The 16,204-nt window shown below is 61.0% G+C and carries 16 protein-coding genes; 6 read left to right on the top strand and 10 right to left on the bottom strand.

Features of this window, described 5'->3' with window-relative positions; genetic code table 11:
• The first annotated feature begins 54 nt into the window (after nucleotides 1-54).
• A complete protein-coding gene (locus K7431_RS20190; RefSeq protein ID WP_012722582.1) occupies nucleotides 55-432 on the top strand; it encodes a hypothetical protein in 378 nt (125 codons plus the stop codon).
• 185 nt (nucleotides 433-617) lie between these two features.
• Here K7431_RS20190 and K7431_RS20185 read toward each other — a convergent pair whose 3' ends face one another.
• The gene (locus K7431_RS20185) at nucleotides 618-827 is read right to left on the bottom strand and encodes a cold-shock protein (protein WP_003219353.1); all 210 of its coding nucleotides are present in this window, start codon (nucleotides 825-827) and stop codon (nucleotides 618-620) included.
• A 180-nt stretch (nucleotides 828-1,007) separates the two neighbouring features.
• Between K7431_RS20185 and plsB the strand changes: the two genes are divergently transcribed.
• Genes plsB through K7431_RS20170 form a run of 3 tightly spaced genes read left to right on the top strand, consistent with a single transcriptional unit; the run spans nucleotide 1,008 to nucleotide 4,710 of the window.
• Nucleotides 1,008-3,527: a glycerol-3-phosphate 1-O-acyltransferase PlsB gene (plsB, locus tag K7431_RS20180; RefSeq protein ID WP_012722581.1), complete on the top strand. Its 2,520-nt coding sequence runs from the start codon at nucleotides 1,008-1,010 to the stop codon at nucleotides 3,525-3,527.
• Between the two features lie 51 nt (nucleotides 3,528-3,578).
• Complete coding sequence (locus K7431_RS20175; protein ID WP_043204895.1) at nucleotides 3,579-3,980, top strand: YbaY family lipoprotein; 402 nt, start codon at nucleotides 3,579-3,581, stop codon at nucleotides 3,978-3,980.
• A 40-nt stretch (nucleotides 3,981-4,020) separates the two neighbouring features.
• Nucleotides 4,021-4,710, top strand: a complete 690-nt coding sequence (locus tag K7431_RS20170) for a DUF4197 domain-containing protein (RefSeq protein ID WP_012722579.1) — start codon at nucleotides 4,021-4,023, stop codon at nucleotides 4,708-4,710.
• A gap of 435 nt (nucleotides 4,711-5,145) precedes the next feature.
• On the opposite strand, the gene K7431_RS20165 is transcribed toward K7431_RS20170, so the two are convergent.
• Nucleotides 5,146-8,211 (bottom strand): efflux RND transporter permease subunit, encoded by a 3,066-nt coding sequence (locus K7431_RS20165; RefSeq protein WP_012722577.1) that lies wholly within the window; start codon nucleotides 8,209-8,211, stop codon nucleotides 5,146-5,148.
• Nucleotides 8,212-8,217: 6 nt separating this feature from the next.
• Entirely contained in the window at nucleotides 8,218-9,318 is a 1,101-nt protein-coding gene (locus K7431_RS20160; protein ID WP_012722576.1) for an efflux RND transporter periplasmic adaptor subunit, read from the bottom strand.
• Nucleotides 9,319-9,412: 94 nt separating this feature from the next.
• Between K7431_RS20160 and K7431_RS20155 the strand changes: the two genes are divergently transcribed.
• Nucleotides 9,413-10,048 (top strand): TetR/AcrR family transcriptional regulator, encoded by a 636-nt coding sequence (locus tag K7431_RS20155; RefSeq protein WP_012722575.1) that lies wholly within the window; start codon nucleotides 9,413-9,415, stop codon nucleotides 10,046-10,048.
• A 130-nt stretch (nucleotides 10,049-10,178) separates the two neighbouring features.
• On the opposite strand, the gene K7431_RS20150 is transcribed toward K7431_RS20155, so the two are convergent.
• Nucleotides 10,179-10,961, bottom strand: coding sequence for a class I SAM-dependent methyltransferase (locus tag K7431_RS20150; RefSeq protein WP_012722574.1), 783 nt, complete (start codon nucleotides 10,959-10,961; stop codon nucleotides 10,179-10,181).
• A gap of 96 nt (nucleotides 10,962-11,057) precedes the next feature.
• On the opposite strand from K7431_RS20150, the gene K7431_RS20145 reads away from it, so the two are divergent.
• Complete coding sequence (locus K7431_RS20145) at nucleotides 11,058-11,678, top strand: hypothetical protein (protein WP_043204893.1); 621 nt, start codon at nucleotides 11,058-11,060, stop codon at nucleotides 11,676-11,678.
• A gap of 3 nt (nucleotides 11,679-11,681) precedes the next feature.
• On the opposite strand, the gene K7431_RS20140 is transcribed toward K7431_RS20145, so the two are convergent.
• From K7431_RS20140 to adk, 6 genes are all read right to left on the bottom strand, one after another.
• Entirely contained in the window at nucleotides 11,682-12,380 is a 699-nt protein-coding gene (locus tag K7431_RS20140) for an extensin-like domain-containing protein (RefSeq protein ID WP_012722572.1), read from the bottom strand.
• Nucleotides 12,381-12,383: 3 nt separating this feature from the next.
• Nucleotides 12,384-13,211: an isocitrate lyase/PEP mutase family protein gene (locus K7431_RS20135; RefSeq protein WP_012722571.1), complete on the bottom strand. Its 828-nt coding sequence runs from the start codon at nucleotides 13,209-13,211 to the stop codon at nucleotides 12,384-12,386.
• 27 nt (nucleotides 13,212-13,238) lie between these two features.
• On the bottom strand, nucleotides 13,239-14,099 hold the full coding sequence (locus K7431_RS20130; RefSeq protein WP_012722570.1) for a DUF72 domain-containing protein: 861 nt from the start codon (nucleotides 14,097-14,099) through the stop codon (nucleotides 13,239-13,241).
• Nucleotides 14,099-14,389 (bottom strand): hypothetical protein, encoded by a 291-nt coding sequence (locus K7431_RS20125; protein WP_012722569.1) that lies wholly within the window; start codon nucleotides 14,387-14,389, stop codon nucleotides 14,099-14,101. Before K7431_RS20125 ends, K7431_RS20130 begins: the two co-directional genes overlap by 1 nt.
• Before the next feature lie 200 nt (nucleotides 14,390-14,589).
• Entirely contained in the window at nucleotides 14,590-15,273 is a 684-nt protein-coding gene (gene tsaB / locus K7431_RS20120) for a tRNA (adenosine(37)-N6)-threonylcarbamoyltransferase complex dimerization subunit type 1 TsaB (RefSeq protein ID WP_012722568.1), read from the bottom strand.
• A gap of 89 nt (nucleotides 15,274-15,362) precedes the next feature.
• Entirely contained in the window at nucleotides 15,363-16,010 is a 648-nt protein-coding gene (adk, locus tag K7431_RS20115; RefSeq protein WP_012722567.1) for an adenylate kinase, read from the bottom strand.
• Nucleotides 16,011-16,204 lie beyond the last annotated feature (194 nt).

The following is a 16,204-nucleotide window of genomic DNA, read 5'->3' as shown; positions in this document are numbered from 1 at the left end:
CAGACTGTCCAGTATCCGCGAATGGATTTTCGAATCCCGCAACGAGGAACATCCATGCGCCAACCCGATATAGAGATTTACCTGAAGGACGCCGACGTCGACTACAAGGCCATCGCGGCCTGGCTCGGCGCCGCCCTGGGCCCCTGCACCGACTGGGTCCAGAAGGGCCAGACCTACAAGTGCAAGGCCGGCAACGTACCCGTTACCTGGCTGCCGAAAGCTGTAGGCAAATGGAACAGCCTGTACCTGGAAAGCGACCAGACGCCGTGGGACGACGACATCGCCTGTGCCCGCGCAGCCTTTGCCGCGCTGAACGTCGAAGTGCGTTGCGCACCGGGCACCTGGGTCGAGGAAGAAGGTGAAGAAAGCGCTGACACCTGGATTCGCATCAGTGAAGACGGTGAAGAGCAGATCACCTGGAAAACCGCATAATCCTGAAGAAGTGCTTGTGTAGTGAGCGGGCTTGCCCCGCGCTGGGCTGCGTAGCAGCCCTAAAACCTTACGCCGCGGAGTGCGTGACACGACGCGGCGTTCTTGTTAGGGCCGCTTCGCAGCCCAGCGCGGGGCAAGCCCGCTCACCACAGCAAGCCCCTTGCCACATCTGTACAGCGGTGGGCTTATAGCCCCACCACATCCTCCGCCTGCAACCCCTTCTCGCCAGTCACCACGGCGTACTCCACCTGCTGGCCCTCGGCCAAGGAACGATGGCCCTCACCGCGAATGGCGCGGTAGTGCACAAACACATCCTTGCCGTCTTCACGCTGGATAAAGCCATAGCCCTTTGCGTCATTGAACCACTTCACATTACCGGTTTCGCGCGTTGCCATCTGTTCACTCCCACCTGATTGTTATTGTTGAGTCGGTCGCGTTGAACTGCCGAGTATAAGACAGGCTCAAAAACGATCAACTCAAGTTTACATCGCTGCTTTTTTGCCGATTTTCGGTGAATACGGCACACTACCCGCCCGAGCGCCTGCTCGGTTTTTTCCACTTGAAGCAGCACGCCTATGACCCGCTCTCCGTTCCGCCGTCTAGTGTTTGGCACCTTGCGCCGACTGTTGTACCTCTGGGTTCGCTCAGAGACGATCAACCAGTCGTCCTTAACCCTTAACCTGGACCGCAGCCGGCCGGTGTTCTACGTCCTGCAATCGCCCTCCCTCAGCGAATTGGCCGTGGTCGATGCCGAGTGCACCAAGGCCGGCCTGCCGCGCCCGGTGCTGCCGGTATCGGTCGGCCCGTTGATGGAACCGGCGGCGTTCTTCTACCTCACGCCGGAACCGGACTGGCTCGGACGCCAGGACAAGCGCGGCGCACCACCGACCCTGACCCGCCTGGTCAATACCCTCAGCGAGCACGCCGAAGAGAATGCACAAATCATTCCGGTCAGCGTGTTCTGGGGGCAGTCGCCGGAGAGCGAGTCCAGCCCGTGGAAGCTGCTGTTTGCCGACAGCTGGGCGGTCACCGGGCGTCTACGCCGCCTGTTGAGCATCCTGATCCTGGGCCGCAAGACCCGCGTGCAATTCTCCGCGCCTATCAACCTGCGTGAATTGATCGAGCACAATAAAGGGCACGAACGCACCGTGCGCATGGCCCAGCGCATCTTGCGTGTGCACTTTCGTAACCTGAAGACCGCCGTGATCGGCCCCGACTTGTCACACCGGCGCAACCTGGTGAAGGGCCTGGTCAACATGCCGCTGGTGCGCCAGGCCATTGCCGACGAAGCCGAACGGGAAAAGATCACCCCGGAAAAAGCCAAGGCCCAGGCCCTGCGCTACGGCAACGAAATCGCCTCGGACTACACCTACACGGCGATCCGCTTCCTCGAAGTGGTGCTGAGCTGGTTCTGGAACAAGATCTACGACGGCATCAAGGTCAATAACATCGAAGGTGTGCAAAAGGTTGCCCAGGGCTACGAGGTGATCTACGTGCCCTGCCACCGCAGCCATATCGATTACCTGTTGCTCTCGTATTTGCTGTTCAAGAATGGCCTGACCCCACCGCACATCGCCGCCGGGATCAACCTGAACATGCCGGTGATCGGCAGCCTGCTGCGCCGTGGCGGTGCGTTTTTCATGCGCCGCACCTTCAAGGGCAACCCGCTGTACACCTCGGTGTTCAACGAGTACCTGCACACCTTGTTCACCAAGGGCTTCCCGGTGGAGTACTTCGTCGAAGGCGGACGCTCACGCACCGGGCGCATGCTGCAGCCGAAGACCGGGATGCTGGCGATTACACTGCGCAGTTTCCTGCGCTCTTCGCGCATGCCCATCGTGTTTGTGCCGGTGTACATCGGCTACGAGCGCGTACTCGAAGGCCGCACCTACCTGGGCGAGCTACGTGGCGCGAGCAAGAAGAAAGAGTCGATCTTCGATATTTTCAAAGTGGTTGGCGCGCTCAAGCAGCGCTTCGGCCAGGTCGCCGTCAATTTCGGCGAGCCGATCAAGCTGGCTGAGTTCCTCGACGCCGAGCAACCGGACTGGCGCTCCCAGGAGCTGGGCCCGAACTACAAACCCGCCTGGCTGAATGAAACCACCAACCGCCTCGGCGAACAGGTAGCGCGCCACTTGAACGAAGCTGCGGCAGTGAACCCGGTGAACCTGGTGGCGCTGGCATTGCTGTCCACCACGCGCCTGGCCCTCGACGAACAAGCCATGGCGCGCCAGTTGGATTTGTACCTGGCGCTGCTGCGCCGCGTGCCCTACTCGCCCCATACCACCCTGCCCGACGGCGATGGCCTGGCGCTGATCAAGCACGTCAAGGACATGGATCTGCTGTCGGAACAGAGTGATGCGCTGGGTAAGATTTTGTACCTGGACGAGCAGAATGCCGTCCTCATGACCTACTACCGCAACAACGTGCTGCACATTTTTGCGCTGCCGGCGCTGCTGGCCAGTTTCTTCCAAAGCAGCTCGCGGATGAGCCGCGATCAGATCCTGCGCTATACCCACGCGCTGTACCCGTACCTGCAATCGGAGCTGTTTATCCGCTGGTCGCTGGACGAGCTGGACACCGTGGTCGACCAATGGCTGGAGGCCTTTGTGGAGCAAGGCCTGCTGCGTTTCGAGAACAACGTGTACCTGCGCCCGGCGCCGAGCTCGCGGCACTTTGTGCTGCTGACGCTGCTGTCCAAGACTGTCGCCCAGACCCTGCAACGCTTCTACATGGCGATTTCGCTGCTGCTCAACAGCGGCCAGAACAGCATCAGCGCCGAAGAGCTGGAAGACCTGTGCACGATCATGGCCCAACGCCTGTCGATCCTGCATGGCCTCAACGCCCCGGAATTCTTCGACAAGAGCCTTTTCCGACATTTCATCCAGACCTTACTGGAGCAAGATGTGCTGCGCCGCGACGAAGCCGGTAAGTTGAGCTACCACGACCTGCTCGGCGAACTGGCCGAAGGCGCGGCCAAGCGCGTGTTACCGGCGGAGATTCGCCTGTCGATCCGTCAGGTCGCCTTGCATCGCGTGGATGGGGCCGCCGAAGCCGCGGTCGAACCGCAACCGCCAAAACCTGAAGAAAGCCGCTAGATTTAAGCAGGCGCCGGATGGAATCCGGCGCCGTTGAAAAGGAGCTGCACCTTGAAAAAGATCATCCTCCTGGGCCTTACCGCCCTGCTCGGAGCCTGCCAATCCATGACGCCCGCTCCCAAGGCCAGCCTCGACGGCGAAGTCTTCTACCTGCAACGTATCGCCCTGCCGCCGGCCGCAACCTTGAGCGTCAGCCTGCAAGACGTGTCCCTGGCGGATGCACCCGCCGTGACCCTCGCCGAGCAGAAAGGCCCGGTCAAAGGCCAAGTGCCGCTGCCCTTCCACCTGAGCTACGACCCCGCGCAAGTCAAACCCGGCCACAGTTATTCGGTGAGCGCTCGCATCGAACTGGATGGCAAGCTACTGTTTATCACCACCGAACGGTACTCCGTGCAGCTCAATGGCCAGGACCCACACCCCCTGCGCCTGCGCGTCGACGCTGTAGCCCACTGAGTCGTCTCTAGAACATAAGCCCTATCAAAAGGAAGCGCCCATGCTCCGTAACTCCCTTCGCTTTACTGCCCTGTGTGCTGGTTTGTTGCTCGGTGCCAACGCCATGGCCCTGGACTTGAGCAGCCTGTCCCAGGGTGACGCCAGCGGCGGCCTCAAGGACGCCCTGACCCAAGGCGCGCAGATCGCCGTGAAGCAACTGGGCGTACCCGGTGGTTTCAGCAACAACCCGGAAGTGAAGATCGGCCTGCCTGGCAAGCTGGGCAAAGTGGCCGACAAACTGAAAATGTTCGGCATGGGTGACCAGGTCACCCAGCTGGAAACCAGCATGAACAAGGCCGCCGAAACCGCCGTGACCCAGGCCCAGCCGATCCTGGTCAACGCCGTCAAGAACATGAGTGTGACTGACGCGAAGGGCATCCTCAGCGGCGGCCAGGATTCCGCCACCCAGTACCTGAACAAAAGCAGTCGCGAGGCCATCCGCGCCAAGTTCCTGCCGATCGTCAAGGCCGCTACCGACAAGGTCGGCGTGGCTCAGCAGTACAATGCCCTGGCCGGTAAAGCCGCGGCCTTTGGTGCGGTGGATGCCAAGAGCGCCAACGTCGAAAACTACGTGACCGAGCAGGCGCTGGACGGGTTGTTCAAGATGATTGCGAAGCAGGAAGAAACCATCCGTGAGAACCCAGCGGCTGCCGCGACCAGCCTGGCGAAGAAAGTCTTCGGCGCCCTGTAAGCTCGCGCTCTGAGCCCGGACAGGTGGGGGAGGCTCACCTGCCCGGATTCAAGCAGTTCTGGCGTAATTAGAAGAACTTCCCTATACCAAAACCACCGAAGGCGATCATGCCCAAAGGCATGACACCGAAGCCAATTGCCGCGCCACTCCTGGGCTTGCAAGGGTCTTCAGGCTTATTGCAGGAAGGGGGTTTGGAGCAAGGGGGTTTAGGCTTGGCAGGCGCACAGGAGTTGCTGCCGCAGCCGGGCTTCCAAGCATTAAAATTAATACCTATTTTCATAAATACTCCTTGAATCATCAGATTTATGCTTCCACCGACAGGGATAAAACCCTGGCGGCAAAAGACCTGGCAATCAGGTAATTCATGAGTGGCCCCTCGCCGAATAAACGTTCCTGGCTCCGTAATACCTTTGTGAATATCCCTACGACAAGGTTTTACACGACCTGCGGTTTGACCCGGAACCATGCCGCGTACAACGCTGGCAAAAACAACAGCGTCAACGCCGTGGCCACAATCAACCCGCCCATGATCGCCACGGCCATTGGCCCGAAAAACACGCTGCGCGACAACGGAATCATCGCCAGTACGGCCGCCAGGGCTGTCAGCACAATCGGGCGGAAACGTCGGACGGTGGCTTCAATTATCGCCTGCCAGGGTGCCAGTCCCGCCTTGATGTCCTGTTCGATCTGGTCAACCAGGATCACCGAGTTACGCATGATCATCCCCGACAATGCGATGGTTCCCAGCATGGCCACGAAGCCGAAAGGTTGACGGAATACCAGCAGGAACAATGTCACACCGATCAGTCCCAGCGGGGCAGTCAGAAACACCATGGCGGTGCGCGAGAAGCTGCGCAGTTGCAGCATCAGCAGGGTCAGCACCACCACAATGAACAAGGGCACACCGGCCTTGACCGAATTCTGGCCACGGGCAGAGTCCTCGACCGTACCGCCGACATCCAGCAAGTAGCCATCCGGTAGCTCAGCGCGTACGCCTTCGAGGGTCGGCAGGATCTGTTGGACTAACGTCGCCGGTTGTTCCTTGCCATAGATATCCGCGCGAACAGTCACGGTGGGCAAGCGGTTGCGGTGCCAGATGACGCCCTCTTCGAAGCCGTATTCGAGGGTGGCGATCTGCGACAGCGCTACGCTTTTACCATTGTCGGTAGGCACGGCCAGGCTTGGCAGCAGCGACAGTTCAGTGCGCTCGTGCACGGTGCCGCGCAAGAGGATTTCGATCAACTCGTTGTCCTCGCGGTATTGGCTGACGGTGGAACCGGTCAACGAACTCTGCAGGAATTTCGACAGGTTGGCGGTGCTCACACCGAGGGCACGGGCGCGGTCCTGGTCGATGTTGAGGTAGACGATCTTGCTCGGTTCTTCCCAGTCCAGGTGCACGTTGACCACATGGGTATTTTCGCGAACCTTGGCCGCAACCTTACGTGCGAGGGCGCGGACCTCTTCGATATGTTCGCCGGTCACGCGAAACTGCACTGGATAGCCTACAGGTGGGCCGTTTTCCAGACGTGTGACGCGTGAACGCAGGTCGGGGAATTGTTCGTTGAGGGTTTCGATCAACCAGGTGCGCAGGGTTTCGCGCTCCTCGATGGTTTTGGCCAATACCACAAACTGGGCGAAGCTGGTGGCCGGCAGCTGTTGATCCAGCGGCAGGTAGAAACGCGGCGAGCCTGTGCCGACGTAGGCCACGTAGTTATCGATACCGGCGTGATCCTTGAGCAAGGCTTCCAGGCGCTTGACCTGGTCGGCAGTATTGCTCAGGGAGGCGCCTTCGGCCAGCTTCAGGTCGACCATCAACTCCAGGCGGCCGGAGGCCGGGAAGAACTGCTGTGGCACAAAACGAAACAGCGCGACCGAGCCGATAAACAGCAGCAGCGTCAGGACGATTACGGTTTTGCGTCGCCGTACGCACCACTCCACCCAGCGTCTTACACGTTGATAGAACGGTGTTCCGTAGGGATCAGGGCCATCAGTGCCGTGCTTGGCCGCATGAATTTTCGCCAGGTCCGGCAGGAGTTTTTCCCCCAGATAAGGCACAAACACCACGGCGGCGACCCACGAGGCCAACAACGCGATGGTCACCACCTGGAAGATCGAACGCGTGTATTCACCGGTGCTCGACTGCGCAGTGGCAATCGGCAGGAATCCGGCGGCGGTGATCAATGTACCGGTGAGCATCGGGAACGCCGTGCTGGTCCAGGCGAAACTCGCGGCTTTGAGTCGGTCGTAACCCTGCTCCATTTTGATCGCCATCATTTCCACTGCGATGATGGCATCGTCCACCAGCAGGCCTAACGCCAACACCAGGGCGCCGAGGGAAATCTTGTGCAGGCCGATCCCGAGGTAATACATGGTGGCAAAGGTCATCGCCAGCACCAGCGGAATCGCCAGGGCTACCACCATGCCGGTGCGCACGCCGAGGGAGAAGAAACTCACCAGCAACACGATGGCCAGCGCTTCGGCCAGTACCTGCACAAATTCACCGACGCTGGTTTTCACTGCCGCCGGCTGGTCCGAGACCTTGCGCAGCTCCATGCCCGCAGGAAGGTTCTTCTGCAAGCGTGCGAATTCGACTTCCAAGGCTTTGCCCAAGACCAGGATATCGCCGCCGTCACGCATGGCGACGGCCAGGCCGATGGCGTCCTCGCCCATGTAGCGCATGCGCGGGGCCGGTGGGTCGTTGAAGCCACGGTGGATGTCGGCCACATCGCCGATTCGGAAGGTGCGGTCACCCACGCGAATCGGAAAGCTGCGGATCTCTTCAACGGTCTTGAAATTGCCCGATACCCGAAGTTGCACACGCTCGCTCGGGGTTTCAAAGAAACCCGCCGTCGAGACCGCATTCTGTTCCTGCAAAGCCTGCTGCACCGCCGCCAGAGGTAAACCGAGGGTGGCGAGCTTGAGGTTGGACAGTTCGATCCAGATCTTCTCATCCTGCAGGCCGAGCAACTCGACCTTGCCCACATCAGGCACGCGCTGCAGTTGAATCTGGATACGGTCGGCGTAGTCCTTGAGCACGGCATAGTCAAAGCCATCGCCGGTCAGCGCGTAGATGTTGCCGAAAGTGGTGCCGAATTCATCATTGAAAAACGGCCCCTGGATGTCCGGCGGCAACGTCTGGCGGATGTCGCTGATCTTCTTGCGCACCTGGTACCACAGCTCAGGGATCTGCGCCGAATGCAGCGAGTCGCGCGCTATAAAGGTCACCTGGGATTCACCGGGGCGCGAGAAAGAGACGATGCGCTCGTACTCACCGGTCTCCATCAGTTTCTTTTCAATACGCTCGGTGACTTGCCGCGAGACTTCCTGGGCTGTAGCGCCGGGCCAATTGGTCTTGATCACCATGGCCTTGAAGGTGAACGGCGGGTCTTCGCTTTGCCCCAACTTGGAGTAGGACAAAGTACCGACCACTGCCAGCAGAATCATCAGGAACAGTACGATCTGGCGATTACGTAACGCCCATTCGGAAAGATTGAAACCCATCGGGGACTACTCCTTGGCCGCCAGATTCACCACGCGGTTGGCGCGATCCACCGGGCGCACTTGCTGGCCTTCGTGGAGCACATGCACACCGGCGGCAATGACCCAATCGGTCGGGCTCAAGCCTTCCAGTACCGGGACGGTTTTTTCACCAAAGGCGCCAATACGGACCGGCACGCGTTTGAGGGTGTTGTCGGGCTGTACGCGCCAGACGTAGGACGCACCGTTCTCCGCACTGAGGGCAGAGAGCGGCACCGACAGCGGAATAATGCCGTCAGCCTGTATGAATACGCGGGCGCTCTGGCCCAGTTCCGCCGGCACCTTGCCGCCAGTGAACGCCACGCGGGCCGCGAATGTGCGCGACTTCGGATCGGCCGCCGGTGACAGCTCGCGAATACGCCCGCTGAAGCGCTGGTCGGGCTGGCTCCACAGCTCGACCGACACCGGCTGGCCGATCTTGAAGCGACCAAAACCTTGCTCGGGCAGGCTGATCAGCACTTCGCGCTCGCCATCGGTGGCCAGGGTGAACACCGTCTGGCCGGCAGACACCACCTGGCCGACTTCGACCGCGCGCTTGGCTACCACACCGTCCTGGGGTGCGCGCAGCACGGCGTAGCCAGCCTGGTTGCTGGCCACGTCAAACTCGGCCTTGATCTGCTTGAGGCGTGCTTCACCGGATCTATAGAGGTTTTCGGAATTGTCGTATTGGGAACGGCTGACCATCTGACGGTCCATCAGGGTCTTGTAGCGATCGCGCTCGGCACGCACCAGGCTCAGGTTGGCCTCGGCGGCGGCGACTTGGGCACGGGTCGCTTCGAGTTGCAGGCGCACGTCCTGAGGGTCGAGCTCCGCCAGCGCCTGGTTGGCCTTGACCCGTTCGCCCTCCTCCACCAGCCGCTTACTGACTTTGCCGCCAATGCGAAACGCCAGGTCCGGCTCATAGCGTGCGCGCACTTCGCCGGGGTAGCTGTCCATCGACTGCGCAGAAGGCTGTGGCTGCACCACCATGGCCGGTCGGATGGTGGTCTGGGTCGCTTCTTCATGGCCACAGGCGGCCAATAGGAGGACCAGACTGGCAGGCAACGCAAAGGGCAGGAAAATGCTGCGCATGCTGTAGGACCTTTTCGCTAATGGAGCTAGGAATAATTATACTGGCGGGTATGTTATTAATACCAAACTCACCAGTCCAGTATTAAAGGTGAAAATGTCCGACAATCCTGTAAACACCAATAGCCCCGGGCGTCCCAAGGACATGGCAAAACGCCAGGCAATCCTTGAAGCCGCGAAAATCCTGTTTTTGAGCAATGGCTACGCCAGTACCAGCATGGATGCCGTTGCACTGGAAGCGGGCGTGTCGAAACTGACCGTCTACAGTCATTTCAACGATAAAGAAACGTTATTCACGGCCGCCGTAGTGGCCAAGTGCGAAGAACAACTGCCGGTGATGTACTTCGAGCTGCCCATGGGTGTGCCCGTAGAGACTGTGTTGCTGAACATCGCGCGAGGGTTCCATCGCCTGATCAACAGCGAAGAGTCGGTCAACCTGCATCGCCTGATGATGACCACCGGCAATCAAGACGTGAAACTCTCACAGATTTTCTTCGAGGCCGGCCCCATGCGCATGTTGCAAGGCATGGAGCGTTTGTTGAGCAAGATCGATCAGAGCGGCGCGCTGAGCATCGACAAACCGTTTACCGCAGCCGAGCACTTCTTCTGCCTGCTCAAAGGCACGGCGAACTTTTGCTTGCTGTATGGCTGCGGCGGGCAACTGAGCGAAGAAGCCGCCGAAGAACATGTACAGGAGGTGGTGGGGTTGTTTATGCGGGCGTACAGGCCTTAAAGGCTCGTTGCATGGACGGGCCTCATCGCTGGCAAGCCAGCTCCCACATTTTGATCGCTGGGCAACAGGTAAATAGCGGTCGGCTGTAAGGCCGCCGGCGGGAGCAAGCTCCCTCGCCACAGGTCCACGATCAAGGCTTGAGCGCTTTCTTGGGGTAGATGTCATACCGACTGGACTTGCCATCCAGCGCATGACTTGGCTTGGGCCCGTCAATGCACGGCGCCTTGCGCGGGCGCTTGACCACCACACGGTGGCTGGCCAGGGCCAACGCGGCAGCCAACAGCGCCGGGGCGTCCGGATCATCTCCCACCAGCGGCCGGAACAGGCGCATCTCCTTCTTCACCAGCGCAGTTTTCTCACGGTGCGGGAACATCGGGTCAAGGTAGATCACCTGGGGCGGCTCACCTTCCCAATTGCGCATCACGTCGATGGAGTTGCCCTTGAGCAACTGCATGCGCGCCACGATCGGCGCCACCTCAAAATCATCCGCGCCACGCGCCAACCCATCTTCAAGCAACGCGCCGATCAGCGGCTGGCGCTCGATCAAACTCATCTCGCAGCCCAGGCTGGCCAGCACGAACGCGTCCTTGCCCAGGCCGGCCGTGGCGTCCAGCACCCGTGGACGCACGCCTTGGGCAATGCCCACGGCCTTGGCGATCATCTGCCCGCTGCCACCACCGTACAGGCGCCGATGCGCCGCTCCGCCTTCGACAAAGTCCACCCGCACCGGCCCAGGCGCGTCAGGCCCAAGCTGTTGCAACTGCAGGCCATGTTCGCCGACTTGCAGGGAAAAGTCCGCATCCGCCAGCTGCAACGGCAGCCCCAACAGTGACGCCCACTGCTCGGCACGGGCCTTGAAACCGTCGCCCAATGCCTCGACCTGGATGCGGCTGGCCGCTGGTTGTTCGCTCATCAATCGCTACGCTCAAAAATATTAAGGATCGGCAACTACCGGCCGATAAAAACAACAGTCAGGTATTTTGCCAGAGCTGAGCGTCGACCGAGAAAAATGTCAGACATTCTTCCCCTAACCATCGGTGTACTGCCGACCCACAACCACTACGGCCTGCGCAATACCCAAGCGCTGGCCGGGGTGAGCCATGTGTGGCAGGACTTCTTCGCCCGGGCATTGGCCGAGCAGCTTGGCGATACGCCGGACGCGCTCGCGGTGCAGGCGCCTGCACCGGCAGACCCAGCGGTAGAACCGAGTGCTGGCGCCGACCTGTTGTCGCAGATCCTCACGCAGCGTGGGTGTGACGTGAAAGACACCGAAATCGCGCCGCCGGAGCCGCTGTTCCTGCCGATCGCCGAGTTCGAGACCGACTTGCTGCCACCCGCCGCCACACCGTTCCCGGAAGAAGAAATCGTCGCCCAGCAACGCCAGCAGAACTTCGAAAGCGGTTGGGTGCGCCCGATCGTACTGACCGCTGGCCAAGCGCTGCCGGAGCCAGGCCCGGCACCGGAGCCACGCCCACTGCACCTGCCCATCGCCGAATTCGAGTTGGACCTGCTGCCACCGGCCGCCACGCCGTACCCGACCGAAGAACTGGTCGCGCAACAGAAAGCCCTGGACTTCGATTACTACTGGGCACGCCCGCTGGTCACCCACAACCTGCGCCTGGCCGCCTGACACTCAGCGACACACCCACCAACGCCCCATATCCAGATGGAAATGGTTGCGGTGCGCGGCGTTGTAGTCCGGGCTCAGCACCACATTGAAATCATCACAGGCGCTATCGCGTACCTGGCGCAGGAACCGCGCATTATCGCCCTCCCCCGGCCAATCCTTGAGCACGCTGATACTGCGCCCATCCGCCAGACGAAAGCCGGCAATGTCCAGCGCATTGGCCGACGCATGCTGGCTCAGTCGCCCCTCGGCACGGTTATACATATTGCGGCAGGCAAAGCTGCCCAGGTGGTCGACCCGTGTCACCGCCTGGCCGAATACCGCCTGGGCCGCCGGTTGCAGGCTGTGCCGCTCAAACAGGGCGAAGGCCACCGCCAGTGGGCAACTGGCGAGAAAGCTGCTGCTCAGCCCGACCGCTGCGCCCTGGACGCGCAAGGTATTACGCAAGGGGCAAGCGGCATCGGCGGGCGAGTCCGCCTGATGGCTGACGCGCAGGCCCGAGGTTTCCATCACCTGGTCGCACAGCGCCGGGTCATCCTGCAGGCGCCCCAGCTTGTAACGGGTCAGCAGGTTGGGGCTGGCACGTACGTCCAGCGGTGCCCAGGGGTTCCAATCGGCCGGTATTGGCACCCAGCCACGCCAGACGCCCACGGCAACGGCGCCCGCCAGAATCAGCAGCAAGCCCATCACGTTTAAAAAACGCACGGCTTAGTCCTTGAAGAACTGGTTGGCCTGGCTGAACGGCATCTTGCGCTCGGTAAAGGTGAACGTGCCCAGCTCATACACTTCCTGGGCTGCACGATAGAACTCACCGTAGGCCGCCAACGCCAGGGCCGAGCCGACGCTGATCCGTCGCACGCCCATCTCGCTGAGCTGCGCGACGCTCAGGTTCAAGCCGCCGGACATCAACACATTCACCGGCTTGGGCGCCACCGCCTTGACCACCGCCAGCACTTCCTCGGCACTGCGCAAGGCCGGCGCATACAGCACGTCGGCACCGGCCTCGGCGTAGGCCTGCAGGCGGCGGATGGTGTCGGGCAGATCCAGGCGGCCGTGCAGGAGGTTTTCCGCACGGGCCGTCAGGGTGAAGGGGAATGGCAGGCTACGGGCGGCGGCAACGGCCGCTTCCACACGTTCTACGGAAAGGTCAAAGGGATAGATCGGGTCGACGGCGACGCCCGTGGCATCCTCGATGGAGCCACCGACGATCCCCGTGGCGGCGGCACGCAGGATGGTCTGGGCGCAACCTTCGGGGGTGTCGCTGAAGCCGTTTTCGAGGTCAGCCGCCACCGGCAGCGCCGTGGCCTTGGCGATCATGCCGGCATTGATCAACGTGTCTTCCAGGGACAGCGCCCCTTCCGCATCCGGGCGCGCCAAGCTGAACGCGTAGCCCGCACTGGTGGTGGCCAGCGCTTCAAAACCCAGGCTGGCCAGCATCACGGCGGAGCCTGCATCCCACGGGTTGGGCATTACGAAGGCGCGGTCACGCTCATGCAAGGCCTTGAAGGTTTCGGCGCGAAGGGTTTGCGCATCCATGTCTGGCTCCTGGCGGGAAAAGGAGCCCTAGAGTAACCCCAGTTGCTCCACTTCGGGGGTGCGATCCAACGTGGGCAGTGGCGGCAGCCCAGGTAGGCGCGCCATCAACTGGTCGTGGAAACGCAGGGCCAACTGCGCGGCGAGACGGTTATCCGAGGTGTGCAGGAACACATAGGGCGTGCGGCCTTCTTCGATCCAGCCGGCGACTTTTTCCACCCACGGGACCAAAAACGGATCGTTGGCTTCGAGTTCGGGATGGCCGATAAAACGCACTTGGGGGAACTGCGTCAGCGCCGCCGGCCGTGGTGGCACCTTGGGCTTTTTCGATTGGGCGTGCAGCACGGCGGCTGAAGTCGACGTGCAACTGAAGAGTGCACGAGGGTCCAGGCAGATGCGTTCCACGCCCCGGTCACGCAACAAGCGGTTGAGCATGCGCTCGGCATCGCCCTTGGCGAAGAATTCCTGATGGCGTACTTCTACGGCCATTGGCCGCTCCAGGCCATCAATGAAACCGGCCAATTCCCCCAGACGCTGCGGTGTGAACGTCGCGGGCAGCTGCAACCACAGCGGCGATACCCGCTCACCCAACGGACTCATCAAGCCCACAAAGCTTTCCGCTGCCGGGAGCTGCTCAATCAGGTTGCCGCTGTGGCTGATATCACCGGGAAACTTGGCCGTGAAGCGAAAATCCTCGGGCATGATCTCGGCCCAGCGTTGCACGGTGGCGGCCGACGGGCGAGCATAAAACGTGGTGTTGCCTTCAACGGCGTTGAAAACCTGGGAGTAGAGCGCAAGGTAGTCGCTGGAACGGGCATCGGCGGGGTACAGGTACTCGCGCCAAGCGTTTTCACTCCAAGACGGGCAACCCAGGTAGTAAGGCAGACGCATCAGATGTGGATGTCGAGGCCCAGCACTTCCATATCCCATTCGACAAAGCCGGCGGTGGTCAGGTAGCTGGCCAGGGCGGTGGCGACACTTCTGCTCATTGAGCGTGGGAAGACCATGTCTTGCTGACGGGCGGGAAGACCGCTGATACGTGATTGAGCGTTGGACTGCGCATCGGGCTGGACTTCGATGAAGTCCGGTGAATCTTCGACGGACTCGTCTACCGTGACGTTGGCCTTACGCGGCTTACGCTTGATGGGGTAGGACTGTGAGGAAAAGCCGTCTATACGCATCGATGCGAACTCGGTATCGGTGATGGCATTTTAGTGGCGCAATCCGTAGCGCGCAAATGCTCTGGTGATAACTAGAACACATAATTTGAAAAAGGTTTAAAACGGGGGGCAAATTCTGACGATTGGTGCAGATTAGAGGCGTGTTCGGGATGTTTAGGGCCGCTTCGCAGCCCGGCGCGGGTCAAGCCCGCTCACGACAGTTACAGGCCGCGTTCGGCCTTGGTCTGCGCCACTTTATCGCGCAGGTACACAGGTGCGGCCTGATCTGCGGGAATCGCCTCGCCACGCTCAAAAGCAAAACGAGCCAACGTCAGCAGGTCCTCGGCATGAGGCAACATCGCAGCGTCCTGGCCCGCCAACGGCACCGCGATGCGCTCACCATAACCCCAACCGGTGCCCGCACCGAACCAGTCGCCGCTGGCGTCGGCAGGCAGCACCGATGACTCCGGCGGCTGCACGGCTTCAACACCGACCAGGCGCATCTCTCCCGCTGTTTCGCGGTAGCAACCCCAATACACTTCATCCATGCGCGCATCGATGGCTGCCGCAACCTGCTGGGCGCCATGTTCACGCAAGGCGCGCTGGGCCAGCACGGCGAGGTTGGACACCGGCAACACCGGACGCTCCAGCGCAAATGCCAGGCCTTGCACCACGCCGATGGCGATACGCACGCCGGTAAAGGCACCCGGCCCACGGCCGAAGGCAATGGCATCGACCGCAGCCAGCGTAGTACCGGCGTCTTCGAGCAGTTGCTTGATCATCGGCAACAGCTTTTGCGCGTGCAGGCGCGGGATCACCTCGTAGTGGCTCGTTACCTTGCCATCGTGCAGCAGGGCAACCGAGCAAGCTTCAGTCGCGGTGTCCAGGGCCAGCAGGGTGCTCATCGGTGTAGGTGTCCAAGTCGAAAAAAAGTGCGCCAGTATAAACAACAACGGCCCGCAAGCGGGCCGTTATCCGTGAAGCCGTCGAGGGATCAGCTCAGTGCTTGCAGCACCTTGGCAGTGATCGCTTCGACCGAGCCGACGCCAGGAATGTGGCTGTACTTCGGCTTGCCCTGGGCAGCGGACAGCTTCTGGTAGAAATCCACCAGCGGCTTGGTCTGGGAGTGGTAGACCGACAGACGATGACGCACGGTTTCTTCAGTGTCGTCTTTGCGCTGCACCAGGTCGTCGCCGGTCACATCGTCCTTGCCTTCAACTTTTGGCGGGTTGTAGACGGTGTGGTACACGCGGCCCGAGGCTTCGTGAACACGACGACCGGCAATGCGCTGGACGATCTCTTCATCTTCAACCGCGATTTCAACCACGGCGTCCAACTCGACGCCGGCCTTCACCAGGGCTTCAGCCTGGGGAATGGTGCGCGGGAAGCCGTCGAACAGGAAACCGTTCTTGCAGTCTTCCTGGCTGATGCGTTCCTTGACTAGGTTGATGATCAAGTCATCGGAAACCAGGCCACCGCTGTCCATCACGCTCTTGGCGATCAGGCCCAGCTCGGTGCCCGCCTTGACGGCCGCACGCAGCATGTCGCCGGTGGAGATTTGCGGAATGCCGAATTTTTCAGTGATGAACTTTGCCTGAGTACCTTTACCGGCCCCGGGAGCTCCCAGCAGAATGACGCGCATCGATGTGCTCCTCAATTTTTTTATAGAGATGACGCTCGGATTCGCCGCGGGGGGCCAATCGCGTAAAAATAGAATTCGGGCCGCCCAAACGGCCAAAGGCTGATCAAGATACACAGCAGGCCTTAACCACACAAGCCGCCAAAAGTCGCAGGAACCCGCGCCGTGCATGCGTCATAGGTAGGGTGTGCCTGAGT

Source organism: Pseudomonas fluorescens group sp. (assembly GCF_020093335.1).
GTDB lineage: Bacteria > Pseudomonadota > Gammaproteobacteria > Pseudomonadales > Pseudomonadaceae > Aquipseudomonas > Aquipseudomonas petroselini.
The sequence above is the reverse complement of the archived record's forward strand: the minus strand, read 5'-3'. Positions and strand labels throughout refer to the sequence as shown.